Annotated in this window: 28 protein-coding genes; 9 read left to right on the plus strand and 19 right to left on the minus strand. The window is 64.8% G+C overall.

Annotated elements, in window-relative coordinates; genetic code table 11:
* Window positions 1-60 precede the first annotated feature (60 nt).
* Window positions 61-846 (minus strand): 2-keto-4-pentenoate hydratase, encoded by a 786-nt coding sequence (locus WN73_RS29120; RefSeq protein WP_028174989.1) that lies wholly within the window; start codon window positions 844-846, stop codon window positions 61-63.
* Window positions 847-852: 6 nt separating this feature from the next.
* Window positions 853-1,422 carry a L,D-transpeptidase family protein gene (locus WN73_RS29125; RefSeq protein WP_028174988.1) on the minus strand — a complete coding sequence of 190 codons (570 nt, stop codon included), beginning with the start codon at window positions 1,420-1,422 and terminating at the stop codon, window positions 853-855.
* A gap of 203 nt (window positions 1,423-1,625) precedes the next feature.
* Here WN73_RS29125 and WN73_RS29130 point away from each other — a divergent pair, with 203 nt between their 5' ends.
* Both WN73_RS29130 and WN73_RS29135 read left to right on the plus strand, forming a co-directional pair.
* Complete coding sequence (locus tag WN73_RS29130) at window positions 1,626-2,312, plus strand: response regulator transcription factor (protein WP_008142830.1); 687 nt, start codon at window positions 1,626-1,628, stop codon at window positions 2,310-2,312.
* Between the two features lie 58 nt (window positions 2,313-2,370).
* Window positions 2,371-2,814 (plus strand): cyclic nucleotide-binding domain-containing protein, encoded by a 444-nt coding sequence (locus tag WN73_RS29135; RefSeq protein ID WP_011083447.1) that lies wholly within the window; start codon window positions 2,371-2,373, stop codon window positions 2,812-2,814.
* A 116-nt stretch (window positions 2,815-2,930) separates the two neighbouring features.
* On the opposite strand, the gene xth is transcribed toward WN73_RS29135, so the two are convergent.
* The 12 genes from xth to WN73_RS29195 all read right to left on the minus strand — a co-directional run bounded on the left by xth (window position 2,931) and on the right by WN73_RS29195 (window position 14,866).
* Window positions 2,931-3,746 (minus strand): exodeoxyribonuclease III, encoded by an 816-nt coding sequence (xth, locus tag WN73_RS29140; RefSeq protein WP_028174987.1) that lies wholly within the window; start codon window positions 3,744-3,746, stop codon window positions 2,931-2,933.
* Between the two features lie 155 nt (window positions 3,747-3,901).
* Window positions 3,902-4,657: an outer membrane lipoprotein carrier protein LolA gene (locus WN73_RS29145; protein ID WP_011083445.1), complete on the minus strand. Its 756-nt coding sequence runs from the start codon at window positions 4,655-4,657 to the stop codon at window positions 3,902-3,904.
* Between the two features lie 151 nt (window positions 4,658-4,808).
* Window positions 4,809-7,286, minus strand: coding sequence for a DNA translocase FtsK (locus tag WN73_RS29150; RefSeq protein WP_028174986.1), 2,478 nt, complete (start codon window positions 7,284-7,286; stop codon window positions 4,809-4,811).
* A gap of 9 nt (window positions 7,287-7,295) precedes the next feature.
* Window positions 7,296-8,510: an aminotransferase class I/II-fold pyridoxal phosphate-dependent enzyme gene (locus WN73_RS29155; protein WP_028174985.1), complete on the minus strand. Its 1,215-nt coding sequence runs from the start codon at window positions 8,508-8,510 to the stop codon at window positions 7,296-7,298.
* A gap of 323 nt (window positions 8,511-8,833) precedes the next feature.
* The gene (locus tag WN73_RS29160; protein WP_028174984.1) at window positions 8,834-9,238 is read right to left on the minus strand and encodes a GFA family protein; all 405 of its coding nucleotides are present in this window, start codon (window positions 9,236-9,238) and stop codon (window positions 8,834-8,836) included.
* 214 nt (window positions 9,239-9,452) lie between these two features.
* The gene (locus tag WN73_RS29165) at window positions 9,453-10,901 is read right to left on the minus strand and encodes an ammonium transporter (protein WP_028174983.1); all 1,449 of its coding nucleotides are present in this window, start codon (window positions 10,899-10,901) and stop codon (window positions 9,453-9,455) included.
* A 37-nt stretch (window positions 10,902-10,938) separates the two neighbouring features.
* The gene (locus WN73_RS29170; RefSeq protein ID WP_008142813.1) at window positions 10,939-11,277 is read right to left on the minus strand and encodes a P-II family nitrogen regulator; all 339 of its coding nucleotides are present in this window, start codon (window positions 11,275-11,277) and stop codon (window positions 10,939-10,941) included.
* A 448-nt stretch (window positions 11,278-11,725) separates the two neighbouring features.
* Complete coding sequence (locus tag WN73_RS29175; RefSeq protein ID WP_271555729.1) at window positions 11,726-12,328, minus strand: ATP-dependent Clp protease proteolytic subunit; 603 nt, start codon at window positions 12,326-12,328, stop codon at window positions 11,726-11,728.
* A 40-nt stretch (window positions 12,329-12,368) separates the two neighbouring features.
* Complete coding sequence (locus tag WN73_RS29180; RefSeq protein ID WP_271555730.1) at window positions 12,369-12,722, minus strand: SRPBCC family protein; 354 nt, start codon at window positions 12,720-12,722, stop codon at window positions 12,369-12,371.
* Window positions 12,723-12,750: 28 nt separating this feature from the next.
* Window positions 12,751-13,065, minus strand: coding sequence for an ArsR/SmtB family transcription factor (locus WN73_RS29185; RefSeq protein ID WP_271555731.1), 315 nt, complete (start codon window positions 13,063-13,065; stop codon window positions 12,751-12,753).
* An 85-nt stretch (window positions 13,066-13,150) separates the two neighbouring features.
* Window positions 13,151-14,452: an ammonium transporter gene (locus WN73_RS29190; protein ID WP_028174980.1), complete on the minus strand. Its 1,302-nt coding sequence runs from the start codon at window positions 14,450-14,452 to the stop codon at window positions 13,151-13,153.
* A 75-nt stretch (window positions 14,453-14,527) separates the two neighbouring features.
* A complete protein-coding gene (locus WN73_RS29195) occupies window positions 14,528-14,866 on the minus strand; it encodes a P-II family nitrogen regulator (RefSeq protein ID WP_008142802.1) in 339 nt (112 codons plus the stop codon).
* A gap of 238 nt (window positions 14,867-15,104) precedes the next feature.
* Between WN73_RS29195 and WN73_RS29200 the strand changes: the two genes are divergently transcribed.
* Complete coding sequence (locus WN73_RS29200) at window positions 15,105-15,983, plus strand: DUF4339 domain-containing protein (RefSeq protein ID WP_028174979.1); 879 nt, start codon at window positions 15,105-15,107, stop codon at window positions 15,981-15,983.
* Between the two features lie 3 nt (window positions 15,984-15,986).
* Here WN73_RS29200 and tesB read toward each other — a convergent pair whose 3' ends face one another.
* Window positions 15,987-16,850 carry an acyl-CoA thioesterase II gene (gene tesB / locus WN73_RS29205; protein WP_028174978.1) on the minus strand — a complete coding sequence of 288 codons (864 nt, stop codon included), beginning with the start codon at window positions 16,848-16,850 and terminating at the stop codon, window positions 15,987-15,989.
* Between the two features lie 213 nt (window positions 16,851-17,063).
* On the opposite strand from tesB, the gene WN73_RS29210 reads away from it, so the two are divergent.
* Window positions 17,064-18,284, plus strand: coding sequence for a ubiquinone biosynthesis hydroxylase (locus WN73_RS29210; protein WP_011083432.1), 1,221 nt, complete (start codon window positions 17,064-17,066; stop codon window positions 18,282-18,284).
* A 214-nt stretch (window positions 18,285-18,498) separates the two neighbouring features.
* On the opposite strand, the gene WN73_RS29215 is transcribed toward WN73_RS29210, so the two are convergent.
* Both WN73_RS29215 and WN73_RS29220 read right to left on the minus strand, forming a co-directional pair.
* Complete coding sequence (locus tag WN73_RS29215) at window positions 18,499-18,696, minus strand: Trm112 family protein (RefSeq protein ID WP_028174977.1); 198 nt, start codon at window positions 18,694-18,696, stop codon at window positions 18,499-18,501.
* A gap of 74 nt (window positions 18,697-18,770) precedes the next feature.
* Complete coding sequence (locus WN73_RS29220) at window positions 18,771-19,304, minus strand: TetR/AcrR family transcriptional regulator (protein ID WP_271555732.1); 534 nt, start codon at window positions 19,302-19,304, stop codon at window positions 18,771-18,773.
* 91 nt (window positions 19,305-19,395) lie between these two features.
* Here WN73_RS29220 and WN73_RS29225 point away from each other — a divergent pair, with 91 nt between their 5' ends.
* From WN73_RS29225 to WN73_RS29245, 5 genes are all read left to right on the plus strand, one after another.
* Window positions 19,396-19,746, plus strand: a complete 351-nt coding sequence (locus WN73_RS29225; RefSeq protein ID WP_271555733.1) for a hypothetical protein — start codon at window positions 19,396-19,398, stop codon at window positions 19,744-19,746.
* 62 nt (window positions 19,747-19,808) lie between these two features.
* Window positions 19,809-20,627, plus strand: coding sequence for an SDR family oxidoreductase (locus WN73_RS29230; RefSeq protein WP_271555734.1), 819 nt, complete (start codon window positions 19,809-19,811; stop codon window positions 20,625-20,627).
* A 220-nt stretch (window positions 20,628-20,847) separates the two neighbouring features.
* Window positions 20,848-21,126: a PepSY domain-containing protein gene (locus WN73_RS29235; RefSeq protein ID WP_028174973.1), complete on the plus strand. Its 279-nt coding sequence runs from the start codon at window positions 20,848-20,850 to the stop codon at window positions 21,124-21,126.
* 62 nt (window positions 21,127-21,188) lie between these two features.
* On the plus strand, window positions 21,189-21,782 hold the full coding sequence (locus tag WN73_RS29240; protein WP_271555735.1) for a cytochrome b/b6 domain-containing protein: 594 nt from the start codon (window positions 21,189-21,191) through the stop codon (window positions 21,780-21,782).
* 181 nt (window positions 21,783-21,963) lie between these two features.
* Window positions 21,964-24,465 carry an EAL domain-containing protein gene (locus tag WN73_RS29245; protein ID WP_271555736.1) on the plus strand — a complete coding sequence of 834 codons (2,502 nt, stop codon included), beginning with the start codon at window positions 21,964-21,966 and terminating at the stop codon, window positions 24,463-24,465.
* 13 nt (window positions 24,466-24,478) lie between these two features.
* On the opposite strand, the gene WN73_RS29250 is transcribed toward WN73_RS29245, so the two are convergent.
* Together WN73_RS29250 and trxA are read right to left on the minus strand one after the other, a co-directional pair.
* Window positions 24,479-25,156, minus strand: a complete 678-nt coding sequence (locus WN73_RS29250; RefSeq protein WP_011083424.1) for an LON peptidase substrate-binding domain-containing protein — start codon at window positions 25,154-25,156, stop codon at window positions 24,479-24,481.
* Window positions 25,157-25,271: 115 nt separating this feature from the next.
* The gene (trxA, locus tag WN73_RS29255; RefSeq protein ID WP_271555737.1) at window positions 25,272-26,195 is read right to left on the minus strand and encodes a thioredoxin; all 924 of its coding nucleotides are present in this window, start codon (window positions 26,193-26,195) and stop codon (window positions 25,272-25,274) included.
* Window positions 26,196-26,342 lie beyond the last annotated feature (147 nt).

Below are 26,342 nucleotides of genomic sequence, written 5' to 3' on the forward strand. Positions count from 1 at the left end.
GAGCGGAATCGAGAGATCACGCGGTATGGGTCCTGGCCTTCGCCAGGACGACAGCAGTGATTATTCGAACCCCACCGACACCTTTCCCAACACGCCAAAATCCACCGCAAAGTGATCGCCGGCCTGGATCGGCAGCGGCGGATGGCAGGTGCCTGTGGTCACCACCTCCCCTGCCCGCAAGGTGATGCCGAGTCCGCGCAGCTCGTTGGCGAGCCAGGCGAGTGCAACACGGGGATCGCCGAGCACGTTCTTGCCATGGCCGATGTAGCGCTCGCCGCGCAGCGTGATCTGCGGCCGTTCTTCGACGAGATCCATCCCGCGCCAGTTCGCAGGCGTCGCCGCGCCCAGCACGAACAGATGCGCGCAGGCATTGTCGGCGATGAGCTGCGCCTCGCCGGCGCCGGCGAAATCGACAAAGCGCGAATCCGGAATCTCGATCGCGGGATGGAAGCTGTCCACGGCGCCCAGCACCTCGTCGACGGCGAACGGCGCCGCGCGCGGCGCCAGATCGCGTCCCATGCGGAAGCAAAATTCCGGCTCGCCGACGCGCATCGCGTTGCCCTTCATCGACGCGGTGCCGCCATCGGCGATCACGGTGTCGCTCATGATGCGCCCGGCCAGCGGTCCCGTGACATTGATGTGCTTCTGTCCGGACAAGCTCGTTGCCGCGATCTTCCAGCCGAACAGCTTTCCGGGCGATTGCGCTTCGAGCGCGGCCTGAATGGCGTAGCCCTCGGCGCGGGTCTGCGGCCGCAGATGTCTCTCCAGTGCGTCGAGCTTGGTGCCGTCACGCCAATGTCGGACGAGGATGCGCGATGCGGCGGCGATCTGATCCTTCTCGAGCATGGGCCCTCACCCGATGATGATTCTTGTTCGTGGGCCGATCCGCCGCAGCAATTGCAGCATCGCGGATTTGGTCATGGAGACGCAGCCCGCGGTCGGCCCGAAATTGTCGCGGGCCAGATGCAGAAACACCGCGCTGCCGCGGCCGGCGATGCGCGGGCGCGTGTTGTGGTCGATTTCGATGATGAAGTCATAGAGATGGTCGGCCCGCTTGAGCCGGTCACCGCCCTGCCCCTCGCCGAGCCGGATTCCCTGATTGTAGTGACGGTCCCGGGGATCCTCGCACCAGGCGTCCTCGCCGGTGATGATCCGCGCCGGCAGGAAGGTTTGCGGCCGGCTGTGCCGGTCGCCCCGCCACCACAGTCGCCGCGGTCGGAAGCTGCCCCTCGGGGTGCCGCCGTCGCCCTCGCGTTTGTTGGCGAGAATACCGCCCCGCCCCAGCGCCACCGGAATCGTCAGCGCTCCGGCCGTCAGCCAGCCGCGGCGCGGATTACCGGCGGCAGGCTTAACGCGGATCGCGGACAGCGGTCCGGCGCCTCGATTTTTGGTGTAAGTAGCTGAAGCAGCGTTGTTTTTCATGTGACCGTGCGATGTCGCATTCATTACAGGACATTCATCAAAACGCCCTGCTATTCTAGGTTAGAGTGCTTCTGGCTTGTGAATCGGTAACAGCCCACTACTTCAACACGAACAACAATAATAACGGCGACCCCTAAACTTCCCCTCGCGGCTGGGCGCGGCATGCATGCGCGCCGAGCCGGACCCCAAAAGGATGATACCCTATGGCCAATGCCCGCAAGATCCTGATCGTGGATGACGATACCGATCTGCGCGATACGTTGGTGGAGCAATTATCGCTGCACGAAGAATTTGAAGCCTCCGCCGTCGATACCGGCGCCAAGGGTGCGAGCGCCGCGAAGGCCAATTCCCCCGATCTCGTCCTGATGGACGTCGGCCTGCCCGACACCGATGGCCGCGAGGTGGTCCGCTCCTTACGCAAGGGCGGCTTCAAGGCCCCCATCATCATGCTGACCGGGCATGACACCGATTCCGACACGATTTTGGGCCTGGAATCCGGCGCCAACGACTACGTCGCAAAACCCTTCCGCTTCGCCGTGCTGTTGGCCCGTATCCGCGCCCAGCTCCGCCAGCACGAAGCCAGCGAGGACGCGGTGTTCTCGGTCGGCCCCTACAGCTTCCGGCCCGGCTCGAAGATGCTGACCGCCGCCAATGCGCGCAAGGTCCGGCTGACGGAGAAGGAAACTGCCATCCTCCGCTTCCTCTACCGCGCCGGCCAGATGCCGGTGTCGCGCGAGACCCTGCTCCAGGAGGTCTGGGGCTACAATTCCGGCGTCACCACCCACACGCTGGAAACCCACATCTACCGCCTCCGCCAGAAGATCGAGAAGGACGCCGCCAACCCGGAGATCCTGGTAACGGAAGCCGGTGGCTACAAGCTGGTGCCGTGATACGCTTTGGGGGCGTGCGAATCGTTTTAGATCGCGTGCCCTTGAGCCTCGGATCTGAATGTCAATTGACGACGACGTAGCGCTTCTCGAGCGGGTCCCGACACTGCGCCTGTTGGGAGACGCCTCGTTGCGCATGCTGGCGATCGGCTCCGAGCAGCGTGACTTCGTCCGCGGCGACATCCTCTTCAATCTCGGCGACGACGCCGATGCCGGCTTCGTGGTCCAGCGCGGCGCCTTCCGGGTCGAAGACGGCGCCGGCGCCGAGATGACCGTGGGTCCCGGCGCGCTGATCGGCGAGCTCGCGCTGGTGGTGCCGATGAAGCGGCCGTCGAGCGCGATCGCGCTGGAGCATTCCTCCGTCATCCGCGTCGCGCGCAGCCTGTTTCAGCGCGTGCTCGAAAGCGACCCCGCCGCCGCCGTTCGCCTGCGCGACGAATTCGCAGTTCGCTCCAGCCAGATCGCGAGCGATATCCTGATGGCCGGTGCGAAGCTGACGACCTGAGGCCCCTGTCATTCCGGGGCGCGACGAAGTCGCGAGCCCGGAATCCATTCATCCACCAACTCTGCCGCCCGATGGATTCCGGGCTCGCGCTACGCGCGCCCCGGAATGACAGGAGGTCACACCTCCAGCGTCACCGTCACCGGCACGTGGTCCGACGGACGCTCCCAGCTCCGCGCGTCGCGGAGAATCTTGAAATCCTGGACCGCGTCCTTCAACGCGCGCGAGACCCAGATGTGGTCGAGCCTGCGGCCGCGGTCGCCGACGGTCCAGTCGGCGGAACGGTAGCTCCACCAGGTGTAGACCTTCTCCGACATCGGAATGCGCTCGCGCGCGACGTCGACCCACTCACCGGCTGCGAGTGCCGCCTTCAGCTTCTCGGTTTCGACAGGCGTGTGCGAGACCACTTTCAGAAGCTGCTTGTGCGACCAGACGTCGTTCTCGTGCGGGGCGACATTGAGATCGCCGACCAGGATGTGGCGGTCATCGCCGCGCGGATGCAGCGGCTCGCACGCCGTCATCTCGTCGAGGAAGCGCAGCTTGTGGTCGAACTTCTCGTTCAGCGCCGGATCGGGAATGTCGCCGCCGGCCGGCACGTAGAAATTATGCAGCACCAGCGGCTTTGCGATGTTGGCCTGCGTCCCGAAAGATACAGAAATGTGGCGCGAATCCACCTTGTCGCAGAAGGTGCGGATGTCCTTGGACTCGAACGGGATCTTCGAGACGATGGCGACGCCGTGATAGCCCTTCTGCCCGTTCAGCGCGACGTGCTCATAGCCGAGCCGCTTGAAACGCTTCAGCGGAAAGGCGTCGTCGATGCACTTGGTCTCCTGGAGGCACAGCACGTCCGGCCGCGCACTCTTGAGGAATTTCGCGACCAGATCGATGCGCAGCCGCACCGAATTGATGTTCCAGGTTGTCAGGGAAAGACGCATGAGGGATGCGTCTTAGCATGGATTGGCGCGGGGAAAATGCTTGTCCACAGCGAGCTCTCGTAGGGTGGGCAAAGCGAAGCGTGCCCACCATTCCTGCCGCGAGGAGGAGAGATGGTGGGCACGGCGCAAGTGCGCCTTTGCCCACCCTACAGCAACTATCCTGGCGATGGGCCGTAATTGGTAAAGTCGATCTTGAACATGCCGGGATCGAGCTTCTTGGTTGCGTCGAGATTGTAGACCGCGATCGTGGTGTCGTAGCCCTGCGGGTCGGTGACGGTCCACTGCTTCAGCTGGCCGTCCTTGGCGCCGAACATCAGCAGGAGGCGGCTGGTGCCGACCAGCGCCTGCTTCTCCTCGATGGTGACGCTGACGAAGACGTCGTCGGCCGAGACGTTGACGACGTTGGTGTCCTTCATCAGGTCGATGCGATCGGACAGCAGGAAGCGCAGCGGCGTCTGCGACAGCGGATAGACGTCTTGCGTGGCGAGCTTGCGGTCGCGCACCACCAGCGACGATCCGTCGGCGACGATGTCGATCGGGCTCGGCGCGTCATATTCGAAGCGCACCTTGCCCGGCTTCTGGATGTAGAAATCGCCCTGCGTCTTGCTGCCGTCGGGGCCGACCTGGACGAAATTCCCGACCAGCGTCGACAGCGAGGACAGATAGGCGCTGACCTTGGCCGCCTGCGCCTTCTGGTTGGCGTCGAAGGTCTGGAAGATGCTGCTTGGCACGTTGCGGCGCGGATCCGGGATCACCGGATTCGGCGGCGTCTGGGTCGCGCCGGTGACCGCAGGCCCGCCGGCGGCCGCACCATTGTCGCGGCCCTTCGGCGCGGGCTTCGGCACCGGCACGTTCTGCGCGGACGACGCCGCGGTCACCATCGCGGCGGTGACGAGAAGCACGCCGGCCACGCGCGCGCTTCGCGCGGCGATGGTGGCAGCGAATCGAATGTCCGGATGTCTGATCAACGCGTCGTCCTGTATGGCTAGGCGCCTTTTAGCGTGATTTCGGGCAAAAGCAGATATCGATTTTGCGTGAAAGCCTGTTTTGAGGCGGCTCGCCTCACATATGGCTGTCTTCTTCCTCGACCAGGATCTCGCGCTTGCCGGCGTGGTTGGCGGGACCGACAATGCCTTCCAGTTCCATGCGCTCCATCAGCGATGCGGCGCGGTTATAGCCGATTTGCAGGCGGCGCTGGATGTAGCTGGTCGAGGCCTTGCGGTCGCGTTTGACGATGGCAACGGCCTGCTGGAATAGATCGCCGCCGCCATCCGCACCCATGCCGCTGGCGTCGAACACGGCGCCGCCGTCCTCGTCCTCGGTCGGCTCTTCGGCCGTGACGGCCTCGAGGTATTCGGGCTGGCCCTGCGTCTTGAGGTGGCGCACCACCTTCTCGACTTCGTCGTCCGATGCAAACGGTCCGTGCACGCGGCTGATGCGGCCGCCGCCCGCCATGTAGAGCATGTCGCCCTGGCCGAGCAGCTGCTCGGCGCCCATCTCGCCGAGGATGGTGCGGCTGTCGATCTTGGAGGTGACCTGGAAGGCGATGCGGGTCGGGAAGTTCGCCTTGATGGTGCCGGTGATGACGTCCACCGACGGACGCTGTGTCGCCAGGATCACATGCAGGCCGGCTGCGCGCGCCATCTGCGCGAGACGCTGTACCGCGCCTTCGATGTCCTTGCCGGCGACCATCATCAGGTCGGCCATTTCGTCGACGATGATGACGATGTAGGGCAGCGGGTCGAGCGAGAGCTTCTCTTCCTCGTAGATCGCCTTGCCGGTTTCCTTGTCGAAGCCGGTGTGCACCGTGCGCGTCGGCTCCTCGCCCTTGGCTTTCAACTCGAGCAGGCGCGTGTTGTAGCCGTCGATGTTGCGCACGCCGAGCTTGGCCATGTTCTTGTAGCGCTCTTCCATCTCGCGCACGGCCCATTTCAACGCGACCACCGCCTTTTTCGGGTCGGTCACGACGGGCGTGAGCAGATGGGGAATGCCGTCATAGACGGAGAGTTCGAGCATCTTCGGATCGACCATGATCAGCCGGCACTGGTCCGGGCGCAGCCGGTAGACCAGGCTGAGGATCATGGTGTTGATGGCGACCGACTTGCCCGAGCCGGTGGTGCCGGCGATCAGCATGTGCGGCGTGCGCGCTAGGTCGATGATGACGGGGTCGCCGCCGATGGTCTTGCCGAGGCAGAGCGGCAGCTTTGCGACCGTGTCGACGGTCTCCTTGGCGACCAGCAGCTCGCGCAGATAGACCTTTTCGCGATGGGCGTTCGGCAATTCGATGCCGATGGCATTGCGGCCGGGCACGACGGCGACGCGCGCCGACAGCGCACTCATCGAGCGGGCGATGTCGTCGGCGAGGCCAATCACGCGCGACGACTTGATGCCGGGCGCCGGCTCCAGCTCGTACAGCGTGACGACGGGACCCGGATTGGCCTTCACGATCTCGCCGCGCACGCCGAAGTCCTGCAGCACGCCTTCGAGCGCGCGCGAATTGGCTTCCAGCTCGGTCTTGCTGAGCGGCTGGCGATCGCCGGCCTTGGGCGCGGCCAGCACGGACACGGACGGAAGCTCGAACTTGTCGGAGGATTTCTTGGCCGCGGCCTTCGGAGCAGCCTTCTTGCGCGGTGCGCGCGCGGCAGGCTCCTCCTCTTCCTCCTCGTCTTCCTCTTCCTCGTGCTCCTCCTCGTAGTCCTGGTCTTCGGACCGCGGCGAGATCGGCGGCGCGGCGCGGCCGCCGCCGAGATTCGGCTCCTGGCGGCTGAACCCAACGGCCTTGGTCTTCGGTCCGCTCGAGACCAGCGAGCGGTAAGCGGCACCACACAGCCAGATCAGGCGCGCCTTGGTGCTCATCAGCGCATGGAACAGCCAGCCCAGCGACACCGAGCCGCGATCGCTCTCCTCGTCTTCATCGAGCGGCTTGTCGTCATCCTCGATCTCGGCGAGCTCGTCGTCATGCTCGCGTGCGCCAAGACCGCAGGCGATCAGGAAGGTCGCGGCCATCGCCGCGAACAGGATCACGCCGAGCACGGTGCGATAGATCATGCCGGGCGGCCCGAAAATCACCGCGGGCGCGCGCACCAGGGCATCGCCGACCACGCCGCCGAGTCCGGTCGGCAGCGGCCATGCGCCGCCGTGCGGCCAGCAGCTGACAAAGCCCGCAGCGATCACGGTGCAGAGAATCCAGGAGCCGAGCCGCAGCGCCTCGCGGTCGAACGGGCGATGGGTCATCATGCGCCAGCCCCAGACCGCGACCGTCAGGACCAGCATGATCGCGCCGAGCCCGAGGATCTGCATCGCAAGGTCGGCGCCGATCGCGCCGGCATAGCCGAGGATGTTGCGGATCGGCCGCGAGGTCGCGTGGCTGAGGCTTGCATCCTGCACCGACCAGGTCATGAGCGCGGCCGAGGCGAGCCCCGACAGCGCGATCAGGCCGAGGCCGGCGAGCTCGCGCATACGCCGCGCCAGCCCCTCGCGGATCGACGGCGGCAGATGGCCGACCAGTGGAATGACACGTTCGATTGCCGACATGCTCACGGGCCCCGCCTAACCCAGAGTCTCGACCAGGCGGTGCAGCGCCTGTGCCGTGGTCTCGCCATCCTGCACCAGCGCGAGGCGAATGTAGCCTGCGCCGGGATTGAAGCCGTCGGGCTGGAGCCGCGCCAGATAGCTGCCGGGCACCACGCGCACGCCGGCTTCTTTGAAGAGCCTGAGCGTGATCGACACGTCGTCGCCGAGCTCGGACGTGTTGAGCCAGACGCAGAAGCCGCCGTCGGGCCGGCGATAGCCGTAGCGATTGCCGATGATCTGGTCGGCGAGGTCGAACTTGATCCGGTAGAGCCTGCGGTTCTCCTCGACATGCGCTTCGTCGCCATAGGCGACGGTGGCGACATGCTGGAGCGGCACGGGCACCTGGGGCGCTGCGATGTTGCGCAGCTCGAGGAACATGCCGATGAACTTCTTGTCGCCGGCGGCGAACCCGACGCGCAGGCCCGGCAAATTGGAGCGCTTCGACAGCGACTGGAACGCAACCACGCGGGTGAAGTCGGGGCCGGCACATTCGAGCGCGCTGCCCGGGGCCTCGCGGGTGTAGATCTCCGAATAGCACTCGTCGCTGAGGATCACGAAGCCGTAGCGGTCGGCGAGTTGCTTCAACCGCTTGAAATAGTCGGGCTTGGCGACCGAGCCCTGCGGATTGGCGGGCGAGGCCAGATAGAACGCCACCGTGCGCGCCAGCGTCGCCTCGTCGATGGCGTCGAGATCGGGCAGGAAGCCATTCTCGACGGTGGTCGGCAGATAGACCGGCTCGCAAGCCGCTGCGCGGGCGCCGGCGCCATAGACCGGATAGAACGGGTTCGGCATCAGGATGGCGGGCTTGCCGGGGCGCGGGCTGACATAGCGTGCGGCCGTGATCGCGGCGAGGAACAGCCCCTCGCGGCTGCCATTGAGGACGAGAAGCTCGCTCGCGGGGTCGAGCGGCCGCGGCAGCTTGAAGCGCGACGACAACCAGGCGCTCGCGGCTTTCCGGAACGGCTCGGTGCCCTGGTTCATCGGGTAACGGCCGAAATCGGCGGTGTGCTTGGCCAAGACCGGGCCGACGAAATCGGGCACGGGATGCTGAGGCTCGCCGACCGCAAGCGTAATCAAGGGTTTACCCGGCTGATGGGGGGCCAACAGCTCGTTCAGCCGGACGAAGGGCGAGCGTTCGGAATCGGAGCTTCCGCTGGCCTGCGGCGCACGGGATGAAGCGGTCATAGCCATTCTGGACGCCAGCACTCTTGGAACAGCCGGTCGCACCAAGGCGCCGGCGGGAAGCGGTTCAGTTCACCATAGATAGGGCGAGGTTAAGACGCGATTAACCATCGGCCGCCGCCCCCGTCCAGAGCGGGAATATTGAGGCCGGATAACAACGGGATGGGTGGGCTACAGGGCCGGCTGGTTCCTTGACCTCTCCCGCTTGCGGGAGAGGTCGCGCCGAAGGCGCGGGTGAGGGTTCTCTCCGCATAGGGATTGTCCCGATGTTGAGACACCTTCTCCCCTGCCCTCCCCCGCATGCGGGGGAGGGAGCGCGCCGTCATCGTGGACTAGTGCCCCGGCAGCTTCTCGAACGTCGCCATGCCGGCGGGGATGGCGTGGAATTCCTGCTTGTCGCAGGTGTAGATCGCCATCTGCGGATGGAACTGCTCGGGCTCGTCCAGCGTGCCGACCTTCAGGATCGCCGCAGGCAGACCCGGAACCTTGGTCACCAGATGGGTGCCGCATTCGGGGCAGAACTCGCGCGTCACGGCGCGCTCGAGGTCCTTGCGGGTGAACTGCTTGGGCTGCCCGATGATGTAGCTGAAGCCGGCCACCGGCATCGCGATGAAGGTGTTGGGTGCGCCGCCCGAGATGTACTGGCACTCGCGGCAATGACACTGCGCCTGCATCATCGGGTCGCCCTCGGCCACGTAGCGCACTTCGCCGCAATAGCATCCGCCTTCCAAACGCATGACGATCTCCCGGTTTGTTGTTCGTTGTGGTCGATATTTCTGCGCCGGCAATCTGGAATGGCAATCCTTTTCTTTGCTTCTTTGCCGCGCGGCGCAAAAAGAAAGGGGCTCCAGCTTGCGCTGGAGCCCCTCAACGGTCGGGGCATTGCCGGGTATGTGCCCAAACCGTAGTTGTGGACGCGGTCTCCGGGGAGACCGTGCCCGGGAGGAGAGGTTACATGTTGTAGGCGCGCTCGGTGTGCTCGGTGATGTCGAGGCCTTCACGCTCGCTCTCGACATTGGCGCGGAGGCCAACGATCACATCGACGACCTTGTAGAGGATCGCCGAACCGACGCCCGACCACACCAGCGTGGTGCAGACGCCCCAGAACTGGGACACCATCTGCGCCGCGAAGTCGTAATCGGCAACCTTCGGCGGGATCGCCGTGTAGTCGATGATGCCGGCGCCGCCGAGGGCGGGGTTCACCAGGATGCCGGTACCGAGAGCACCGACGATGCCGCCGATGCAGTGCACGCCGAACACGTCGAGGGAGTCGTCGTAGCCGATCGCGTTCTTCACGACGGTGCAGAAGAACAGGCAGACCACGCCGACCACGAGACCGAGGACGATCGCACCCATGACGCCGGAGAAGCCGGCGGCGGGCGTGACGGCCACGAGACCCGCGACAGCGCCGGAGATGACGCCGAGCACCGACGGGTGACCCTTCACGATCCACTCCGCGAACATCCACGACAGCGCGGCGGCTGCGGTGGCGACGAAGGAGTTGGTCATGGCGAGGGCAGCGCCGCCGTTGGCTTCGAGGTTGGAGCCGGCGTTGAAGCCGAACCAGCCGACCCAGAGCAGCGAGGCGCCGATCATCGACATGGTCAGCGAGTGCGGAGCCATCAGCTCCTTGCCGTAGCCGGTGCGCTTGCCGATCAGGAGAGCGCCGACGAGACCTGCGATGCCGGCGTTGATGTGCACCACGGTGCCGCCCGCGAAGTCGATCGCGCCCTTCTTGAAGATCCAGCCGGCGTCGGCGTTGATCTCGTCGAGCTTGGCCTGCGCCGCGGTCTTCGCCGCCGCATCAGTCGCCGCAGCCAGAGCCTTGGCAGCGTCCTGGATCGCGTCCGGGCCCGGCCAGTACCAGACCATGTGCGCGATCGGGAAGTAGATCAGCGTGACCCAGAGCGGGATGAAGAGAGCGATCGCCGAGAACTTCATGCGCTCGGCGAAGGCGCCGACGATGAGGGCCGGCGTGATCGCCGCGAAAGTCATCTGGAAGCACATATAGATGAGCTCCGAGATGTTGGCGTCGACCGAGAAGGTCGCGGCCTTCGAGTCGGTGGTGACGCCCATCATGAAGGCCTTGGAGAAGCCGCCGATGAAGTCGGAACCGCCGGTGAAGGCGAGGCTGTAGCCGTACACGGCCCAGATCACGGTGACGACGCAGACGGTGTAGAAGACCTGCATCAAGACCGAGAGCATGTTCTTGGAACGGACGAGACCGCCGTAGAACAGCGCAAGACCCGGGATCGTCATCAACAGCACGAGGACTGTCGATGTCAGCATCCAGGCGTTGTCTCCCTTGTTGACCGTTGGCTCGGCATAGGCTGCGGTCGCAGCGAACAGGCCGACTGCGAGAGCCGCCAATCCCGCGCCATAGGGACGCTTGAACGTCATATTATTTACTCCTGATTGGATAAGGTTGAGCGCGAAATCAAAGGGCCGCGGCATCGGCCTCGCCGGTGCGGATACGAACCGCATGGTCGAGGTTGATGACGAAGATCTTGCCGTCGCCGATCTGTCCGGTTTTCGCGGCGGACGTGATGGCGTCGATGGTCTTGTCGACCTGGTCGGAGGCGACAGCGACCTCGATCTTGATCTTGGGCAAGAAGCTCACGGCATATTCAGCGCCGCGATAGATTTCCGTGTGGCCCTTCTGGCGGCCATACCCCTTGACTTCCGTCACCGTGAGACCGTGAACGCCGATGGCGGTCAGGGCGTCACGGACTTCTTCCAGCTTGAATGGCTTAATAATCGCCATAACAATTTTCATGGGTCCTATCCCCGCTTGGGCCCGGTCCGGACGTGGCCGGGCGTTTCTCGACTGGTTCGCCACGAGGGAGAAGTTTCACTACGCGGGCACAGCCACGCCCCCTAGAATCAAATGCCGTGCCAGAACGGGCGTGTTGCCTAACGGATTATGAAAGCGGGGGTTTTCGCGTTTCGCGGGTATCGCAGTGCAGTGCGCTATTACGTCGCGCTCAAAAGCTGGTCACGACTGCTCAAAATGAGGGCACGACAGGCTGCCGACACAATGTTGCTCACGTGTCGGGCAGCTGGAAGGTATCTAATTATGGGCGAAGCTTACTGAAGTGCTTCGCCGTGCGGCGAAATACTGAGCCCCTTGAGCTCGTGCCCACGGGATGCGCGGCAATCGGCCGAGCCGCTCGGGCAGAACAAAGCTTGCCGGACGGTATCCGGCCGAAGCCGCCCTCGGACCGTCAGGCAGCGTCGCGCTCCGCAAAGACCCGGTCGATCAACCCCCATTCGACCCCCTGCTGCGCGGTCATGAAGTGGTCGCGGTCCAGGGTCCGTTCCACCTCCGCCTCGGTGCGCCCGCAATGCTGCGCGTAGAGCCGGGTGATGCGCCGCTTGGTCTCCTGCATTTCGTTGGCATGGATCAGGATGTCGGACGCCTGGCCCTGGAAGCCGCCGAGCGGCTGATGCACGTGAAGGCTCGCATTGGGCAGCGCGGCGCGGTGACCTCGCTCGCCGGCCATCAGCAGGAACGAGCCCATCGAGCGCGCGGTGCCCATGCACAGCGTATGAACCGGCGCCTTGATGAACTGCATGGTGTCGTACATCGCCAGTCCACTGGTGACCACGCCGCCGTAGGAGTTGATGTAGAGATTGATCGGTCTGTTCGGATTCTCCGCCTCCAGGAACAACAATTGCGCGCAGACCAGTCCGGACATCGCATCATTGACCTCGCCGTTGAGGAAGATGATGCGCTCGCGCAGGAGCCGCGAATAGATGTCGAAGGATCGCTCGCCGCGGGCAGATTGTTCGACAACCATAGGGACGAGCTGAAGCATGTCGCGCATTGGCGACCTCCATGTTTGCAGGCGATGACGTCTTGTGCTGTTAGGCCGCCATCATCAGGCAGCAATTGGTGTTGGCCGGCTGCGGCAGTTTCGCGAGGTCGTCGCAGGCTTGCTGGAGGATGCGGAAGCGGGTGCCGCCGTCCTCGTTCGGCTCGATCCGGAAGATGACGTGGCTCTCGCGAAACGGCGGCTCTGAATCGCGAAGCCGGTAGCGCACCTCTTCGCCTGCGATCGTTGATTCCGGCTCGGCGCCCGCAAGGTCGCAATCCGGCAACCAGCGCTCGCGCAAGGCCGGAATGGTCACGGCGCGCCAGACCTTTGCCGGCGGCGCATCGAATTCGTATTCAAGCACCAGGGCTTCTTCGGGACGATCAGGCTTCGCGGCGTCGCTCATCGGTCCAGGTCCTTATTAATCCAGGTCCTTATTGATCCATGTCCTTGAGGAGATCGGCGAGTGCTTCCATGCGCTTCGGCCAGTAGGCGCGGTAGCGCGCAAGCCATGCCCCGATGGCGACGATTCCGCCGGGGTCGACTTCGTAGTTCACAAAGCGGCCCTGCCGCTGTTCACGCACCAAGCCTGCCGCGCGCAGCACCGCGAGATGCTGCGACATCGCCGGTTGGCTGATCTCCAATCCGTCGCGCAAAGCGCTCGCATTCAGGCTTCCGCCAGCGAGCTTCTCAAAGACCCTTCGACGCGTAGGGTCGGCCAGCGCCTTGAAGATGTCGGCTTCAATCATGACAACACATAAGCATACGCTTATGTGTTGCGCAAGTCCCGGGTGACCTCAGGCTGCTCGATGCTTCGAACCGGCCGCCCGCGGCTTACTGCAGCGCCTCGCCGTGCTGCGAAATATCCAGTCCTTCGAGCTCGTGCTCACGGGATACGCGCAGGGGCACGAACAGGCCGACCAGCTTGAGCAGGATGAAGCTCACCCCGGCCGCCCAAACGAAGGTGACGGCGACCCCATAAAGCTGGATCAGAAGCTGCCGCGGATGGCCTTCGAGCAGGCCGGCGGTGCCGCCGATGGCGCTGGTTGCGAACACCCCGGCGAGCAGGGTGCCGGTCAGCCCGCCGATGCCGTGGACGCCGAACACGTCGAGCGAATCGTCATAGTCGAAGCGGTGCTTCAGCCAGGTGCAGGCCCAGTAGCAAACCGCCCCGGCGATGATGCCGATGACGATGCCATGCCACGGCGCGACGAAGCCCGAGGCCGGCGTGATGGTGCCGAGGCCAGCGACCGCGCCGGAGATCATGCCGAGCACGGAAGGCTTGCGCCGCGTCGACCATTCGATTGCGCCCCAGGTCAGCGCGCCGGAGCAGGCCGCCAGATGCGTCGCGATGATCGCCAGCACCGCGCGCGAATTGGCCGCGCCGGCCGAACCGCCGTTGAAGCCGAACCAGCCGACCCACAACAGGCCAGTGCCCATCACGGCGAGCGACAGATCGAAGGGCGAGAGATTTTCGGTGCCGTAGCCGTGGCGGCGCCCCATCACCTTGGCGGCGACGAGGCCGGCGGTGCCGGCCGACAGATGCACCACGAGGCCGCCGGCGAAATCCAGTACGCCCATGCTGGCGAGGAAGCCGCCGCCCCACACCCAATGCGCCAGCGGAATGTAGACGAAGATGAACCAGGCGACGGAGAACAGCAGATAAGCGGAGAACCGCATGCGGTCGGCGACCGAGCCCGCGACCAGCGCCACCGTGATGATCGCAAACGTCATCTGGTACAGCATGAACAGCGATTCCGGGATCGTCTTCGCCGCCGGGTTGACGCTGTCGAGCGTCATGCCCGCCAGGAACCAGCGGTCGAGCGTGCCGATCCAGGGGCCGTCGCCGACGAAGCAGAGCGAATAGCCGAACGCGACCCAGAGAATCGAGATCATCGTCACGGCGGCAAGGCTCTGCGCCATGGTGGCGAGCACGTTCTTCTTGCGCACCATGCCGGAATAGAACAGCGCGAGGCCGGGGATCGTCATCATCAGCACCAGCGCGGTGGCGACGATCATCCAGGCGGTGTCGGCGGTGTTGATCTCGGAACCCGCGGCCTGCGCCGGCGCGGCCATGATCGACATAAGTCCGGCCGGCGCAGCCATAACGGTCGCGCGGCGCAACAATCCCGCCATGTCATTTCCCCCAGCATAGAAATTGCGTCGCAGCTGTGGCGTCGTTGCCCGGTGCGATCGAAGAAGAAGTCGTTTTTAGAGCGCGTCGCTGTCGGTTTCGCCGGTGCGGATGCGCAGCGCGTGGTCGATCGGCGTGACGAAGATCTTGCCGTCGCCGATCTGCCCGGTGCGCGCCGTGGCGGTGATCACGGCGACCGCCTTGTCGGCGACGTCGGAGGCGACCGCGATCTCGATGCGCAGCTTCGGCAGGAAGTTCACGACATATTCCGCGCCGCGATAGATCTCGGTGTGGCCCTTCTGGCGGCCATAACCCTTTACCTCGGTCACGGTCATGCCGTGGACGCCGATCGCCGTCAGGGCCTGGCGGACCTCATCGAGCTTGAAGGGTTTGATGATCGCGACGACGAGTTTCATGGTCAGGCCTATTCCCCGGGATGCGCCGCGCCGTATGTCCCCGGCGCAGCGTCAATCTGGCATCTTTCCGGGCAAATGGCATAAAAAAGTTGCAGATTGAAGCGGAAAAACGTTTGGCGTTGTGAACGGCCGCCTCTGTACAGGGCAGCCGTTCATCCGTCACAATGCATTTTTGGCATGGATGCGGTGAACCGAAGCGTCCCAGCCGGTACATAAGTATGTTTGAGGGGGACGTTTCATGGCGAGTTGGTTCTACGCATCCGAGGGCAAGCAGCAGGGGCCCTTTCCCGAAGGGCAGTTCCGCGACCTCATCGCCCAGGGCGTCGTGCGCCCGGATACGCTGGTGTGGACCGAAGGCATGGCCGGCTGGCAGAAGGCCGCCGAGATCCCCGGCCTGGTCGGCGGCGGCGCGCCGCCGATGATCCCGGCCGGTGGTCCGCCGACGATGGGCGGCCGCGGCAATGGTGGCGCCGCCGGCGGATCACTGTCGGTCGATTTTGGCATCCTCGAATTCACCTGGCGCAGCATCGTGATGCTGATCGGCATGTGCTTTGTCATCCCGGCGCCGTGGGTCTTCGTCTGGTACACAAAATGGATCGTGCCTTGCGTGAAGGTCCCGGGACGCCCGAACCTCAGCTTCACCGGCAATGCGATGGCGCTGGTGCCCTGGTTTTTCGGCTTCATCGTTCTGGCGATCGCGATCGGCTTCATCGGCAGCCAGTTGCTGAGCAACCTGCTGTTCCTCGTGCAGATCGTTCTCTACTGGCTCCTCATCAAATGGATAGTCGCGAACCTCGCCTCCAATGGGCAGCCGCTCGGCCTCAGCTTCACCGGCTCGGTCTGGGCCTATGTCGGCTGGAATCTGCTGTTCGCGATCTCGATCATTACCATCATCGGCTGGGCCTGGGTTGCCGCGGCTCAGATGCGCTGGTTCTGCCGCAGCATTGAAGGCACGCGGCGCGAGATCGTCTTCAAGGGCAGCGGTCTTGAGATTCTCTGGCGCGGAATCGTGGCCGCAATCCTGTTCAGCCTCATCATCCCGATCCCGTGGGTGTATCGCTGGATTATGAACTGGTTTGCGTCGCAGACCGAGCTCGCCCCCCGCGGCTCCCTCTAGGCGTTACGCCCTCCGCTCGCGCACGGAGCCTTCCTGCGCGACGGAGGCGACCAGCGTGCCGTCGGGCTTGAAGATCGAGCCGCGGGTCAGCCCGCGGCCGCTTCGCGCGCTCGGCGAATCCTGGGCGTAGAGCAGCCATTCGTCGGCGCGGAACGGGCGGTGAAACCACATCGCGTGGTCAAGGCTCGCCGGCATCATGCGCTTGTCGAACAGCGTGCGGCCGTAGCGCGCCATGATCGCATCGAGCAGCGAGAAATCCGACGCATAGGCCAGCGCGCACATGTGCAGCGCCGGATCGTCGGGCAGCTTCGCCGCGGTCCTGATCCAGACGTGGATGCGGCCGTCCTCGATCTTCTGGCCGAAGTAGCGGCCGAGCTCCACCGGGCGCAGCTCGATCGGACGGTCGGATTCATAGTAGCGGCGAATGAACTCCGGCATCTCCTTGAACAGCGGCTGCTTCGCCACTTCCTCCGCCGTCAGCTTTTCCGGCGGCGGTACGTCCGGCATCTTGTCCTGGTGATCGAACGCGCTCTCCTCCTCGGCATGGAACGACACCATTATCGAGAAGATCGCGTTGCCGTGCTGGATCGCGGTGACGCGGCGGGTCGAGTAGCTCTTGCCGTCGCGCAGGCGCTCGACCTGGTAGATGATCGGGATCTGCGGATCGCCCGGCAGGATGAAATAGCAATGCAGCGAATGCGGCAGCCGGCCCTCGACGGTGCGGCAGGCCGCGACCATCGCCTGCCCGATCACCTGGCCGCCGAACACCCGCTGCCAGCTCGTCTTCGGACTGTTGCCGCGGAACAGGTTCACCTCGAGCTGTTCGAGGTCGAGGATCGAGATCAGGTCGATCAGGCTTTTGGACATGATTGTGCTTTCGAAAATCTCGTCATTCCGGGGCATCGCGCCAGCGATGAACCCGGAATCCCGAGCGATAACCTCTGGATTCCGGGTTCGCGCTTCCGCGCCCCGGAATGACGGAATTGGGCCGTTCCGCCCTTGTTTCACCGCACTGTTTCGCCCACCTCAAGTCTGCTAGCAAGACCAAGAACAGGCGAAGTATTGGCCGGGAAGCTTGGTATGTCGGTACAGGGTAGCATTGTCATTGGCGGCGGCGCGTTTGCGGGCCTGGCGCTGGCCTTGGCGCTCCGCCAGGGGCTCGGGCCCGAGATTCCCGTCATCGTCGCCGATCCCGCGCTCAGCACGCGGCCGAGCCGGGACCCGCGCGCCACCGCGATCGTCGCGGCTTGCCGCCGCCTGTTCGAGGCGATCGGTGCCTGGGACGACGTCAGGGGCGAGGCGCAGCCGATCCTCGACATGGTCGTCACCGATTCCAAGCTGGAGGACGCCACGCGTCCGGTGTTCCTCAACTTCGCCGGCGACGTCGCGCCGGGCGAGCCCTTTGCGCACATGGTCGAGAACCGCCGCCTGATCGACGCGCTGGTCGTGCGTGCCGAGGCCGAGGGCATCGATCTCCGCGCCACCACGGTCGCCTCCTACGACGCCCGCTCCGACGGCATCGACGTGACGCTCGGCGACGGCAGCGTGATCGCGGCCAGCCTGCTGGTCGCCGCCGATGGTGCGAGGTCGAAGCTGCGCGAGCGCGCCGGCATCGCCACCAATGGCTGGGAGTATGACCAGTCCGGCATCGTCGTCACCGTCGGCCATGAGCGCGACCACGAAGGCCGCGCCGAAGAGCACTTCCTGCCCGCAGGTCCCTTCGCGATCCTGCCGCTGTCCGGAAAGCGCTCCTCGCTGGTCTGGACCGAGCGCCGGGCTGAGGCCGCGCGCATCATCGCGCTCAGCGACGAAGAGTTTCACGGCGAGCTCGAGCAGCGCTTCGGCCTGCATCTCGGCGAGGTCAAGGCGCTCGACAAGCCGCGCGCATTTCCGCTGTCCTATTTCGTGGCGCGCTCCTTCATCGCCGAGCGCCTCGCGTTGGTCGGCGATTCCGCCCACGTCATCCACCCGATCGCGGGCCAGGGCCTCAACATGGGGCTGAAGGACGTCGCCGCGCTGGCCGAGGTCGTCGTCGATGCCGCGCGGCTCGGGATGGATCTCGGCGCGGCCGACGTGCTCGAGCGCTACCAGCGCTGGCGCCGCTTCGACACCATGGCGATGGGCGTTGCCACCAACTCGCTGAACTTCCTGTTCTCCAACCAGTCGACGCTGCTGCGCACCGTGCGCGACATCGGCCTCGGCCTCGTCGACCGCGCCCCGCCGCTGAAGAATCTCTTTATCCGCCAGGCCGCAGGCCTGACGGGCGAGGTGCCGCGGCTGCTGAAGGGCGAGGCGCTGTAGTTCTTATCCTCGCTGGCGCTCCACCCTCCGCTCGTCGTCCCGGACAAGCGCGCCCCAAGCGCGCGCAGGTCCGGGACCCATACGCCGCAGCAATAGTTTTGCGAAGACACGGAGTTACCAGCGTCGCGCCAAACCCCTCCCTGGGGTTATGGGTCCTGGCCTTCGCCAGGACGACATCGCGATTGTTGCGCGGCCGCTGCGCAAGACTGCGACCTCAATCGATCTTCCGCGCCTCTTCCGGCAGCATGATCGGGATGCCGTCGCGGATCGGGTAAGCGAGCTTGGCGCTGCGCGAGATCAGCTCCTGCTTTGTGGAATCGAACTCCAGCGGACCCTTGGTCAGCGGGCAGACCAGAATCTCCAGCAATTTCGGATCGACGCTGGTTTCGGGGCGTTCGGTGGGCGCGTTCATTGTGGTCTCCGGCGATCGGCTGCCTCTAGCACAGAAATTCGCGCCCGCCGAGTGACCCGTTCCATTGGAACGGGTCACTCGGCAGAGATCATCCGTAGCAGGTCGTCGAGCAGGCCCTGGAGCCGTGCCGCCGGCACCGGCGGGCCCGACAGGGCGAAGCCGAGAAATGTCCAATAGAGGATCTGCGCGCGAGCCTGCGCCGTCGCCGGGTCTAGCCCGCGCTTGTCCAGGAGCTGCTCGATATAGTCGAGCCTGCGGCGGTCGATCGCGCGCACCGCGGCTTGCGCGGCGGCATCGAATGCCGCCCAGTTGCGGACCGCGCGTTCGAGATCGAGCCGCGCGCCGAAGGACCTGCGCAGCAGCGCCTTCAGCGGCTCGTCGCCGGCGGCTTCGACATCGGCAATGATCTGCTCGGCCGCGATCTCGCGCCAGCGTTTCAGCACGGCGGCATGGAATGCGCCGAGATCGGCGAAATGCCAATAGAAGCTGCCGCGCGAAACCCCCATGGCCTTTGCCAGCGGGTCGGCCTTCAGCGCCGTGAAGCCGCTTTTCGCGAGCGCCTTCAGCCCCTGTTTGATCCAATCGTCGGCGGAGAGCTGTTCGGTCATGCCAGGTTCCCGGAGCTTGACCATACACTAGTGTATTGACAGGCGGCAGGCCAGCCCCTATGTCTCCATACAGTTATGTACGGAGATATCGATGCGTGACCTGTTGCTCCAGTGCGCCGGCGTCCTGACCATCGCCGTGGCCCTCATCCATGGCATCCTCGGCGAGACCAAGGTCTTTGCTCGCGCGAGCATCGAGCCGGAACGGCTGCGCACCCTGATCCGCCTGGTCTGGCAGGCATCGACCGTCGCCTGGATCGGCGGCGGCGTGCTCCTGATCGCGGCGCCCTGGATGGACTCGGCGCCGGCGCGCCACTGGATCGTCATCACCATGGCCTGCGTGTTCGGTTTCTCCGCCTTCGCCAACGCATGGGCGACACGCGGCCGGCACTTCGGCTGGATGGCGCTCAGCGCCGTCGTTGCCATGACGGTTGCCGGCTACTGAGCTCGCCGTAGACGCCTTCCCGCTACGGCGGACGGCGAGCCGTTGCAGATGGAGCTTCAAGCATGGCTCTGACACTCGTCACCGGGGGCACGGGCCATCTCGGCCGGGATATCGTCGATTGCCTCGTTCGCGACGGACGTCACGTCCGGGTGCTTGCGCGATCGCCGGGCACGCGACCGGACGTCGAATGGGCGATCGGCGACCTCGCCACAGGCGCCGGGTTGCGGGACGCGCTGCATGACGTCGACACGGTCATCAACGCGGCGACCTATTCGCCGATCGCGCGGCGCGGCGGCATTCGCCCGACAGACTTCTTCACCTCGCCCTCCGCCGTGGACGTCGAGGGCACCGCGCGGTTGCTGTCCTCCTGCGGGGAGGCCAGGGTGCGGCACTTCCTCCACGTCTCGATCGTCGGCCTCGATGAGGCAACCCTGCCCTACGCGCGGGTCAAGCTTGCCGGCGAACGGCTGGTGCGTGCATCGGCACTGTCCTGGTCGGTGGTTCGCGCGATGCCGTTCTACTATCTGCTCGACAGCCTGCTCTCGGGCCTCGCCTGGCTTCCGGTGTGGCCGGTGCCGACGACGCTGTTCAATCCCGTCGATACGTCGGATGTCGCCGACCACGTCGTGGCCTGCGCCTTCGACGGGATGCGTGGCGAGCGCGCGGAGATTGGCGGCCCCGAAGATCTCGAGCTTGTCTCGCTGGCCCGCCGGTATCAGGACGCCCGGGGGCTGCATCGGAAAATCCTGCCGATGAATCTTTCGGACGCGAAGGCGCGCGGCATGGGCTTCGTCGTCAGCCAAGGCGTTCGCGGACGGCTCTCCTGGGCGGACTGGCTGCAACGCAACTACCCCGCTGCGCGAAGCGCGATCCAGGGATGACCAGCCCGGCCGGCAGCGTGCCTCCGTCCCGTGAGACGTAAGGCCGCAGCGGTCGTTCAAATGCGTGCTGCATGCGGAGAGCGCTGATCTTTCTCGGATCGTTAGAATATCTCTAAAGCGAACCGGCTCCGAACCGCATTGACTTCATCATGTGCTTTGCTTCCTTCCGTCCCGCTTCGCGGCTTCCCGCGCAGCGCTCACGACAAAGGAGGAGACGTTCGTGAAGGTCATTCGTGTTGTTGCCATGGTACTGACGATCGGGATTGGCACGGGATCCGCCGCCATGGCCGACGGTTTCAAGAACTGCACCAAGCTCGACAAGGCGTCGTGGAAGCCGGCGAGCGAAGCCGAAGCCAAGGCCAAGGCGCTCGGTTACGAAGTGCGGCGCTCCAAGGTCGAAGGCTCGTGCTATGAGGTCTATGGCGTCAAGGAAGGCAAGCTCTACGAGCTGTTCTACAGCCCCGAAGATCTCAGCCTGAAGCACACGATCGCGAAATGACTTGCGCGAAATAACCTGCGCGAAGTGATCTGCGCAAAGTAAGGCTTGAGGGTGGTCTTCGCTTGATCGAAGAAGCGGTGCCAGAAGCGCGCGGGGCGTCCGACAGGAGCCCCGCGGATCGAACTGCTCCGCGCACGATCGCGGTCTGGGACCTCCCGTTGCGCCTCTGGCACTGGGCCCTGGCGATCTGTGTTCTGGCCGCGTGGTTCACCCCCACCGTCTTTGACCGCCTGCACCGCATCGTCGGCTATACGGTGCTTGGGCTCCTGGCCTTCCGCCTGGTCTGGGGTTTTTGGGGAAGCCGCTATTCGCGCTTCCGCATGGTCGGCGTCAGGCTTCGCGCGGCGCCAGGCTATCTCTGGAACCTGCGCCGCGGCATGACCGGCCGCTACATCGGTCTCAATCCCGCCGGCACGTTGATGCTGGTGGCGCTGCTGGCCTCGCTCGCTGTCTCCACGATCACGGGAGCGATGTCGGTGACCGTCACCTTCTTCGGCGTCTGGTGGGTCGAAGACGCCCACCATTATTCATCGGACGCGGTCATCGTCCTGGTCGTGCTGCACGTCGTGGGCGTGGTGCTGATGGGGATTCTCCAGCGCGAGAACCTGACCCGCGCGATGATCACCGGACGCAAGCGCATCCGCACTCACCTCTAGACGTTCGTTGCCGATCACGGCGCACGTCCGCCGGCCGTCGATGGCGCAAATTTCCGCAGATCGAATTGCACAGGCCGCGTTAACCCGCTGGTAATCATGCAATCAGGCGTTGCACAAAATTAACGTGAAGAACGTCTAGGCGATCCACCATCGACGATATTGACGAGGGGAGCGCTATTGGATGTTCCGCGTTTTTTCCTGCCTTACGGCCGAACACGATTGGCGTCTCGTCCTGCTTGCCGGCTTGGTATGCTTCGTTGCAAGTATCGTTGCGGTCAGCATCTTTCATCGTGCGGTCGCCTCGCGGGCCTGGGCGCGGTTGATCTGGGTTGCGATTGCCGGCGCCGCCATCGGCTACGGAATCTGGGCAACGCATTTTGTCGCGATGCTCGCCTACGAGCCCGGCGTCCCGACCAATTACGGCCTCGTTCTGACGGTGCTGTCGCTCGCCGCGGCGATGATCCTGACCTCGGGCGGTTTTGGCGTTGCCGTCAACAATTCCGGCCAGTGGCGCGCAGCTGCCGGTGGCGGCATCATCGGCGCGGGCATTGCAAGCATGCACTATATCGGCATGTGGGCCCTCGAGGTCCCGGGTCGCGTGACCTGGTCGCCGGGGCTGGTGTTGATCTCGATCGTCCTCGGCATGGTGCTGGGCTACGCTGCGCTCGCGGTTGCCCTGGGCCACAAGGACAAGTGGGGGACCTTTGCTGCGGCGCTGCTGCTGACGCTCGCCATCGTGTCGCACCATTTCACGGCCATGGGGGCCGTGCAAATCGTTCCAGACCCTACGCTGGCAAGCGATACATTGTCGCTTTCTCCGACCTTCCTCGCCGTGGCAATTGCGGGCGTGGCCCTGTCGGTGCTCGGGATGAGCTTCGTCGGCGTGCTGGCGGATCGCCGCCTTGCGACCAGAACCAGCAGATTCGAGCAAATCATCAGTGAGCTCTCGCTCGCCCGGCAGCAGGTGGAAGATTCGCAACAGGAAATCCAGGAGCAGAAACTCAGGCTCGATACGGCCATCAACAACATGGTCGAGGCCCTGTGCATGTTCGATGCGGAGAAGCGACTTGTCGTCTGCAACGAGCGCTATGCCCGACTCTATCAGCTGCCGCCGGAACTGTTGAGAACGGGGACACCGCACGCCGACATCATCAGGCATCGCGTCGTGACCGGCATCCTCAAGAGCGACACCAGCGAAGGCGCTGCCAAGCAATTCCTCTCGAAACTGGCTGCGTTGCCGTTCGATGCAGTCTCGAGCAGAATCGACGAGTTCACGGATGGTCGGTTGATCTGCGTGACGCGGCAGCCAATGGCCGGCGGCGGGTGGGTGGCCACGCATCTTGACGTCACCGAGCAGCGCCGGTCCGAGGCCAAGATCGCTCACATGGCACAACACGATGCGTTGACCGATCTGCCAAATCGCGTGCTGCTCAGGGAGCGGATGGAGCATGCCATCGCGGTTACGCGCAATGGCGGCCTCGATCTGGCCGTGCTCATGCTCGATCTCGACCGCTTCAAGGAAGTCAACGACACGCTGGGACATCCGACGGGCGATTCCCTGCTGCGCGCCGTCGCCGCGCGGTTGCGCGAATGCACCACGGAAACCGCGTTGATCGCTCGGCTGGGCGGCGACGAGTTCGCCGTGATCGATTACGTGACCAACCCGGCCGTGGAGGCCGCCGCCCTTGCCGAGAACATCAGGAAGGCGCTTTGCGAACCGTTCGATCTCGGCGATCATCGGGTCACGGTGGGCACCAGCATCGGCATCGCCATCGCGCCGCGCGATGGCAACGATTCCGACGTGATCATGAAGAGCGCGGATCTCGCCCTCTACTCGGCCAAGAGTGGCGGACGCGGCGCATTCCGTTTCTTCGAGCCGGAACTCGACGAGCTCATGCATGCGCGACGCAACCTGGAGCGCGACATGCGGGATGCGATTGCCGGCCGTCAGTTCGAGCTCCACTACCAGCCGTTCGTCAGCCCCGCGACCGGCAAGGTCAATGGTTTCGAGGCCTTGCTACGCTGGCATCACCCGCAGCAAGGTCTGGTCATGCCGAGCGAATTCATCCCGCTCGCGGAGGAGACCGGCTTGATCGTGCCGCTGGGAGAATGGGTCCTGAGAGCCGCCTGTGCGGAAGCCGCCAAATGGCCCACGCATGTCAGGATCGCGGTCAACCTGTCTCCTGCTCAGTTCAGGAGCAAGGAGCTTGTTCCGGTCGTTATCGGCGCGCTGGCGAGTTCGGGAGTTGCGCCGCACAGGCTCGAGCTCGAGGTCACCGAGACGGTTATCATGCATGACAGCGAAGCCGTTTTCGCCGTCCTCGGCCAATTGCGCGAGCTCGGTGTGCGAATCGCCCTGGACGATTTCGGCACCGGCTATTCATCGCTGAGCTTTCTGCAAAAGTTCCCGTTCGACAAGATCAAGATCGACCGCAGTTTCGTCAACGAACTTTCGAGCGCAAGGGCAGAGGCGCGCCATCTCGCGCGCGCAGTGGTTCGTTTCGCAGTCAGCCTCGGCAAGACGACGACCGCCGAAGGCGTCGAAACCAAGGAGCAGCTGGATATCCTCTGCGAAGAGGGGTGCCTCGAAACGCAAGGCTACTATTTCAGCCGGCCGATGCCTGCATCCGACATCGCCAGGATGCTGCGGCGAGGTGCCGGCGCAGCCGTTCGCGCGGCCTGAGCAATTCAGGCCCTCACTGCAACGGCGGATCGCCGCTGGTGCGCTTCTTGGCGAGGTCCATCTCGGTCACCGCGATCAGGATCTCGGCGCGGGTCTTCAAGTCGGGCGCCTCCAGCATGGCCTGCTTTTCCGCGGGGCCGTAGGGCGACATCATCGCCAGCGCGTTGACCAGCGCCTCGTTGGGCGCGCTCTCGACGCCCTCCCAGTCGACCTTGAGATTGTTGGCCTTCAAGAAGTCCGCCAGCACAGCGAGCAGCGCCTCGCGATCGACCTCGTCCTCGCCCATCCGCGCGGTGAAGTCGTCGACATAGGTGAAGAAATCCACCTTGCACTGCCGGTAGGCGGTGAGCACCTCGAGCTCCTCGACCACCTTGAAGCGCGAGACGCCGGTGAGCTCGAGGATGTAGCGGCCGTCGCCGGATTCGGCGAGCTGGGTGATGCGGCCGACGCAGCCGACGCGGAACAGCGCCGGCTTGTCGGAATTCTTCGGCGAGTGCGCCACGTCAGGCTGGATCATGCCGATCAGGCGATGGCCGTCGCGGAAGGAATCGTCGACCATCGCGAGATAGCGCGGCTCGAAGATGTTGAGCGGCATTTGGCCGCGCGGCAGCAAGAGCGCGCCCGGCAATGGGAATACCGGAATGATCTCCGGAAGGTCGGCGGGCCCGCGATATTCGATGTTGATCGGCATCTGGTCCCCGCTGAAGTCCCGCGCGCTAGAGCATGATCCGGAGCCGGAGGGCCGCGTTGGCGCAAATTGCGAAGCGGTTTTCCGACAAGATCATGCTCCAAAAATAGCCGCGCGCCTACGAAAAGAGGATGGTCGACAGGCGCTTGCGCCCCTCGACGGTTGCATCATCCGTGCCGCCCCAGGCCTCGAAGAACTGCACGAGCTGCCTGCGGGCGCCGTCGTCGTTCCATTTGCGGTCGCGCTTGATGATCGCGAGCAGCTGCTCGGTCGCGGCTGCCCGGTTGCCCTGCGCGTTGAGGGCGGTCGCGAGATCGAAGCGCGCCTGATGATCGAGCGGATTTGCGGCGACTTTCTGTTCCAGCTCCGCCACCGGCCCCAACTGCTCCGCCTGCTCGGCGAGATCGATCGCGGTCTGCACGGCCTTCACGGCGGGGTCGTTGCGCTTGGATTCCGGCACCATGGCCAGCGTCTGCTTGGCCTGCTCCATCGCGCCCGAGACGGTGTAGCACTTGGCGAGGCCCGCGAGCGCCGCGATGTTGGTCGAATCGTGCGAGAGCACCTCGGCATAGATCTGCGCCGCGGCGGCGGCGTCGCCCTCGGCGAGCACCGCCTCGGCCCCTTGCAGGATCTCGGCGATATTGGGCTCGCCCGGCGCCGTCACGCCCTTGGTCAGCTTTTCGATGAAGGCGTTGAGCTGGCTCTCCGGCACCGCGCCCATGAAGCCGTCGGCAGGCTGGCCGTTGACGAAGGCGATCACGGCCGGGATCGACTGGATGCCCATCTGACCCGGGATCGCCGGGTGCTGGTCGATGTTCATCTTGACCAGCTTGACCTTGCCCTTGGCCGCCTTGACCGCCTTTTCCAGCACGGGGGTGAGCTGCTTGCAGGGGCCGCACCACTCCGCCCAGAAATCGATCAGCACCGGCTGGCGCTTCGATTCCTCGATGACGTCCTTCACGAAGGTCTGGGTGGTGGTGTCCTTGATCAGATCGGCCGCAGCCGGGCTCGCCGCTCCGTTACCCTGGTCGATGATCGTCACGGGATTCCCTCGTCTCATGTCTGGAATGGCGGGTCTTTAGCACGTCGCCAATGCATATGCTTCGTTGTCGGCTCCTAAATTGGGCCGGGGTGGCCGAATTTCAATCCGTCGCGGCCGATTCGCCGGTTCCGGGGCATTTTCGGTCGA

It is taken from the genome of Bradyrhizobium sp. CCBAU 45394 (assembly GCF_028128655.1).
GTDB classification, from domain to species: domain Bacteria; phylum Pseudomonadota; class Alphaproteobacteria; order Rhizobiales; family Xanthobacteraceae; genus Bradyrhizobium; species Bradyrhizobium diazoefficiens.